A 5,416-nucleotide genomic window follows, 5' to 3' on the forward strand; every position below is an offset into this window, starting at 1 on the left:
CCGACGCCCTCGGCGGCGAGCAACACGATCCGCGCCCGCTTCGCCAGACCCGCGCTCACCGACCGCGACCGCGACCAGGACTCCAACTTCTCGCGGTCATCGACGTGGAGAACCAACGCAGGAGCCGGGTGGTTAGCCATGACTCCATTATTTCAGAAACTCAAGCGTCCAAGAACTTACGACACGCACCACTAGGTTCGTAATACAGCACCGGCCTATTGTTCTGAAAGCGATAGGGCTGCCTCGCAGGCGGTCGAAAGATTCTCGCAGGCGTCGATTGGCGGAGCCATGCGGGGTGTCCACGTAGCGCCTACACAACTTGTCGCGACCATCGCTACTGGCTGGCGGGGTCGTGCGTCATTCTGGGCGGTGGGACGCGGGCAGGCCCGGTACTCGAGAGGAACCCGACACCGGCGACCGCATCATCGTGTGGCTAGGCGACCGCGTGGAATTCGATCTTGAGGCCGAGCGCCTTGGCGACCTTCATGATCGTCGCGAAGCTGGGGTTGCCGTCGGTCGAGAGCGCCTTGTAGAGACCCTCGCGGCTCATCCCGACCCTGCGGGCAAGCTCGCTAAAGTTCTGCGAGCGGGCGATGTTGCCGAGTGCCTGAGCCACGAACGCCGGGTCATCGCCCGCCTCTTCGAGGACGGCTTCGAGGTAGTAGCCGATGTCCTCGAGCGAGTTCAGGTACTCCGCCGAGTCGTAGGGCTTGAACTCAGTCTTTGCCATTGTTCTCCCACTCCTTCGCGATCTCGTGGGCCTTCTCGATGTCCTTGGTCTGGGTGGACTTGTCGCCGCCGCAGAGCAGGATCAACAGCATGTCGCCCTGTTGCCTGTAGTAGACCCGGTAGCCCGGGCCGTGGTGGATCCGTAGTTCCGAGAGCCCGCCGCCGACCGGCTCGGCGTCACCAGGATTTCCGCAGATCAGTCGGTCGACCCGCATCTGGATCCGCGCTGCCGTGCGCGGGTCCTTGCGCTTGAGCTTTCGGAACCAGGTGTCGTAGATGTCGGTCGTGACGACGTTCAACGCTGTCAACTGTAGTTCACACCCCCGAGATTGCCAACGGAACGATCATGATTGGCGGTCCTTGCGCCAGGCGTCGTAGGTTGCGCCGATCTTCTCGGCGAGAGCCTTGTCGCGGTCGAGCGTGGCGTGTTGATAGATGGCCATCGCGGCCTGGGACGCGTGGCCGGCACGGGCCTGGAGTTCGGCCGCGGTGGCGCCATGCTGTCCGGCAATGGTGAGGGCCGTGTGCCGCAGGTGGTGCAGTGTCAGGTCTGGCCGGCCCGCGGCTGTGCGGGCTGGGCGATAGCGGTCCATGAGGTAGCGAACGCTCATGTGGTCGGTGCGATCACCCGGGAAAAGCAGGCCATCTGGCCCGGTGGCGGCATGCTGGAGAAGGTGCGTCTGAAGCAGGGGCAGGAACGGCGGCGGGACGTGCACGGTCCGTACGCCACTGGCGGTCTTCGGTGACGAGATCACCCGGCCGCATCGACGGCAGGCTCCGTCGGCACCGGGAGTCACGTCCTTGTCGACCTTCCGAGTGACGTGGATCCGGCCAGTTACGCCTTCGACATCTGAGCGGCGCAGCTCGAGGAGCTCGCCCTGACGGAGTCCTACGTACGCGGCCAAGACGATGAGCATCCGCAGACGGGGCGGCACTCCAGCGACAATCTTCTCAATCTCGGCCAACGTCGCTGGTTTGGCCACCTGCTTCACTCGGGACGAACCGGCTCCGCGCACCTTCGGGGGTGCGCGGTTGATCAACTCCTCCTCCTCGGCAGCCTGCAGGAGAGAGCGCAACAGGCGGTACGCCGCAGCATTACTTGCTGCTCTCTCGACATCGAGGGACGTCCGCCACGCCTTGATGTCCGAGAGCGTCACCAGGGTCAACGGGGTTGCCCCGAAGTGCGGGAGGATCCGGGTCTCGAGCAGCGTGCGGTAGCCCTTGATGGTCGTCGGTCGCAGACCACGCTCGGCAAGATAACGCTCGGCAAATGCGGCCACTGTGTTGGTTGCCGCCGCGGCCTCACGCTTCTGCTTGGCTGCCAGCCGTGCTTGAGGAGGAGTCCACTCCTCGCGATCGACCAGGGTGCTTTCCGCTGCGAGCCACGACTCGGCATCGAGCTTGGTCCCCAGGGTGCGCGAGAAGCGAGTGCCGTCGGCCATCGCGTAACGGGCCCGGTAGTTCACTCGTCCGCTAGCGCCGACCCGTCGTTCGATCTCGCCGAAGCCCCTTCTGCCTGCCACCTTTGGCTCCTTCCTCGCAAGTTCCTAGCGCAAAAGTCCATCCCCCTGCTTCCTTCGCAGTGGGTGTCCTGTGGGGGACTGGTGGGGGAAAGAATGGCATTTATGGGGGAAGTATGTCCACCTCTGGCGATCATTCTCGCAGGTCAGAGCGCTTTTGCCACCTGTGCCCAGTGTGCTTTGCAAGCAGGGGGTTAGGGGTTCGAGTCCCCTAGGCTCCACCATGAGAAACCCCAGGTCAGGTGCCTACTTCTCTGGAGGGCGAAGACCAGGAGTGCCTGGTTCGTGAGCGTCGTGATCACTGGGCAAGCCTTCGCAGATCGGAACCACGCCGAGTCGGTGGAGACATGCGTGAAGCTCCCGACGAATGGCGGACATAGCGCGCGCCTGGAATCGTCGACCACCGGACGAGAGCGGGGAGGCGGCCTCTCGGAGCAGCGGGAAGGGCACATGCGGCGGTATGACGCAGTTGCGTGGTACTAGGTTCGCGGCAGTGGCGGCGCGTCCGGGACGACGTGACGTGCCCTGCTCGGTTGCGAGGTCGTCGAGGAGCACGCGGACAACTGGTCCCGGCGTCGGGACTGGATCGTCTTCCACGGGCTCGTTACGCTGGAGCTACAATGGATGATCTCCCTCAAAGTTTCTGCCCTCCTGACCCAGGTGTCCCCCGCCCGAGGACCGTCAGGAGGTCGACGAGGTGAACGAGTTCATCATGCTGGGCATCGGCGTGGTCCTGACCGTGGGGACCGGGCTTTTTGTCGCCTCCGAGTTCGCACTGGTCAACCTCGACCGCTACGAGCTGGAAGGCCGCGCGGCGGCCGGCGAGAAGCGTCTCGGGCCGACGATCAAGGCTCTACGGATCACGTCCACGCACCTGTCGAGCGCCCAGCTGGGGATCACCCTGACGACGCTGCTCACCGGCTATACCTTCGAGCCGGCCGTGAGCTCGCTTCTCGAGGAGCCGCTGTCGGACGCCGGGATCTCGGGTGATGCAGCGACCATCATCGGGTCCGTCGTGGGCGTCCTGCTCGCCACCTTGTTCTCAATGGTGATCGGCGAGCTGGTCCCTAAGAACTTCGCGCTGGCGGTCCCCCTGGCCACAGCCAAGCGTGTCATCCCCTTCCAGGCGCTGTTCACGACCGTGTTCAAGCCGGTCGTGCTCATGCTCAACAACACCGCCAACTCGCTGATCCGAGCCATGGGGGTGGAGCCCAAGGAGGAGATCACCGCGGCCCGCAGCGCTGACGAGCTTACCTACCTGATCCGACACTCCGCCTCGGCCGGCCTGCTCGAGCAGGACGACGCGACCCTGCTCGACCGGACGCTGCGCCTGTCCCACCGTGATGCGTCCGAGGTCATGACACCGCGGATCCGGATGACGTCGGTCCAGCAGCACGACAGCGCGGCTGACGTCATCGCCGCGGCTGCGACCAGTGGCCACTCGCGGCTCCCCGTGGTCGACGAGGGCCCCGACGACATCGTCGGCCTCATCCACGTCAAGCAGGCCTTCGCCGTCCCCCTGGAGGAACGCACCACCGTCACAGCGGCCGACCTGATGATCGAGATGATGCGGGTCCCGGAGACTATCGGTGCCGTCGCGCTCCTCGAGCAGCTCCGGGGTGGGGGTCTGCAGATCGCCGTAGTCACCGACGAGTACGGCGGCACAGCCGGGGTCGTGACCCTCGAGGACCTCGTCGAGGAGATCATTGGCGAGCTCGAGGATGAGCACGACCGCTACCAGTCCGCGTTCACTCGGCGGGGCAGGTCGATCTCGTTCGACGCCACGTGGCGGCCCGACGAGGCACGTGAGCGAACGGGGGTCGTGGTGCCGGAGGACGACGACTGGGACACCGTTGCGGGCTATCTCTCGACGAAGCTCGGCCGCATCCCCGAGGTCGGTGACGAGCTGGCCCTGCCCGGCGGCTGCCTGCGGGTGGAGCGCACCGAGGGCCACCGCGTCAGCCGCGTCCAGTTCATCCCCGACGACCCCACCAGCACGCATCAGGACGGCAGCGCTGTCACGGATACGAGGAGGAACGCATGAGCGAGTATGTGCCCGGGCTGGTCTGGCTGGTCGTCCTCCTCGCCGCCAACGCGTTCTTCGTGGGCGCCGAGTTCGCCGTCATCTCGGCACGTCGTTCGCAGATCGAGCCCCGTGCCGCTGAGGGGAGCCGGGCCGCGAAGACCACCCTGTGGGCGATGGAGCACGCGACCTTGATGTTGGCCACCAGCCAGCTGGGAATCACGATCTGTTCCCTGCTCATTCTCAACGTGTCCGAGCCGGCGATTCACCACCTGCTGGAGTACCCGCTCGGCCTCACGCCCCTGACCGCCGACGTCATCAGCGTGCTTGCGTTCGTGGTGGCACTGCTCCTGGTCACCTACCTGCACGTGGTCTTGGGCGAGATGGTGCCGAAGAACCTCGCGTTCTCCGTGCCGGATCGGGCAGCGCTGATCTTGGCGCCACCCCTTGTCCTCGTGTCTCGCGTCTTCAAGCCGATCATCTGGGTCCTCAACGGGATGGCCAACGGCGTCCTGCGGCTCTTCGGCGTCGAGCCGAAGGACGAGGCCACCAGCACCTACACCCTCGAGCAGGTCGCGGGCATCGTCGAGCAGTCGCATCGCGAGGGCACCCTGACGCAGTCCGGGCCGCTCGCGGGTGCGTTCGAGTTCACCGACCGGACCGCCGGGGACATCGAGGTCGCGCTGGGTGACATCGTTCTGCTCCCGGCTGCGGCCACGCCGGCCGACGTGCAACGCGCCGTTGTGGACCACGGCCACTCCCGGCACGTGCTCGCCGACGACGATGGGGAACCCGTCGGCTACGTTCACATGAAGGATGTGATGGAGCTCGAAGGCGACGAGTTCACCCGCCCCCTCCCGGCCAAGCGCGTCAGACGACTTATCGCGATCCCCCGCAGCGCCGAGCTCGAGGACGCCCTGGCGCGGATGCGGCAGCACGGCTCGCACGTGGCAAGGTCCGTGGACGAGGCGGGCACCACCCTGGGGCTGCTGTTCCTGGAGGACGCCATCGAAGTCCTCGTCGGCGAAATTCACGACGCCACGGCCACCTGACCCCGCACATCCCGCCCCCACCGCACGACGCACCCACGAAAGAATGTGATCATTTTGATCGGCTTCCTCGTTGCAGGCCTCATCATCGGAGC

5 protein-coding genes are annotated in these 5,416 nt (G+C 65.7%); 2 read left to right on the forward strand and 3 right to left on the reverse strand.

Annotation, left to right across the window (positions count from 1 at the left end; genetic code table 11):
- Positions 1–433: 433 nt before the first annotated feature.
- The 3 genes from H7290_RS15380 to H7290_RS15390 are packed head-to-tail and all read right to left on the reverse strand — an operon-like array spanning position 434 to position 2,252.
- Positions 434–730: an addiction module antidote protein gene (locus tag H7290_RS15380; RefSeq protein ID WP_290514898.1), complete on the reverse strand. Its 297-nt coding sequence runs from the start codon at positions 728–730 to the stop codon at positions 434–436.
- Entirely contained in the window at positions 717–1,028 is a 312-nt protein-coding gene (locus tag H7290_RS15385) for a type II toxin-antitoxin system RelE/ParE family toxin (RefSeq protein WP_290514899.1), read from the reverse strand. Before H7290_RS15385 ends, H7290_RS15380 begins: the two co-directional genes overlap by 14 nt.
- A gap of 45 nt (positions 1,029–1,073) precedes the next feature.
- On the reverse strand, positions 1,074–2,252 hold the full coding sequence (locus H7290_RS15390) for a site-specific integrase (protein WP_290514900.1): 1,179 nt from the start codon (positions 2,250–2,252) through the stop codon (positions 1,074–1,076).
- 694 nt (positions 2,253–2,946) lie between these two features.
- Between H7290_RS15390 and H7290_RS15395 the strand changes: the two genes are divergently transcribed.
- A complete protein-coding gene (locus tag H7290_RS15395; RefSeq protein ID WP_290514901.1) occupies positions 2,947–4,293 on the forward strand; it encodes a hemolysin family protein in 1,347 nt (448 codons plus the stop codon).
- Complete coding sequence (locus H7290_RS15400; RefSeq protein ID WP_290514902.1) at positions 4,290–5,324, forward strand: hemolysin family protein; 1,035 nt, start codon at positions 4,290–4,292, stop codon at positions 5,322–5,324. Before H7290_RS15395 ends, H7290_RS15400 begins: the two co-directional genes overlap by 4 nt.
- Positions 5,325–5,416 lie beyond the last annotated feature (92 nt).

This window comes from Aeromicrobium sp. (genome assembly GCF_014378035.1).
In the GTDB taxonomy this organism is placed as follows: domain Bacteria; phylum Actinomycetota; class Actinomycetes; order Propionibacteriales; family Nocardioidaceae; genus Aeromicrobium.

Bases quoted from the DNA above. Each gene is read 5' to 3' on its own strand.
- H7290_RS15380 (WP_290514898.1), bottom strand. From the start codon at position 730: ATGGCAAAGACTGAGTTCAAGCCCTACGACTCGGCGGAGTACCTGAAC.
- H7290_RS15400 (WP_290514902.1), top strand. From the start codon at position 4,290: ATGAGCGAGTATGTGCCCGGGCTGGTCTGGCTGGTCGTCCTCCTCGCC.